Annotated in this window: 1 protein-coding gene; it reads left to right on the top strand. The window is 70.0% G+C overall.

The window, feature by feature from the left end:
- Positions 1–310, top strand: a 310-nt coding sequence (locus AX729_RS28700; RefSeq protein ID WP_156457268.1) for an AMP-binding protein, incomplete at both ends; no start/stop codon positions are given.

The following is a 310-nucleotide window of genomic DNA, read 5'->3' as shown; positions in this document are numbered from 1 at the left end:
ATCGTGCGGCGGCGCATGATCCCATCAGGCTCAAGGCAATCGTTGAAAGGCACGGCGTCTCCCTGATCCAGGCGACGCCGTCGACCTGGCGCATGCTGCTCGATCACGAGGGTCCCGCGCTACCCGCAAGCTGCCGGGTGCTGTGCGGCGGCGAAGCGCTGCCGCCGGATCTGGCGCGGCGGCTGGTGGCGCAGGCCGGCGAGGTCTGGAACCTTTACGGCCCGACCGAGACGACGGTGTGGTCGGCACGCCACAGGCTCGATGCGACGGACGATCGTCCGCTGCTGGGCGGCCCGATCGGCAACACCAC

The sequence above is a fragment of the Bradyrhizobium sp. CCH5-F6 genome (assembly GCF_001556045.1).
Lineage (GTDB): Bacteria > Pseudomonadota > Alphaproteobacteria > Rhizobiales > Xanthobacteraceae > Bradyrhizobium.
This window is presented reverse-complemented; position numbering and strand designations above follow the sequence as displayed.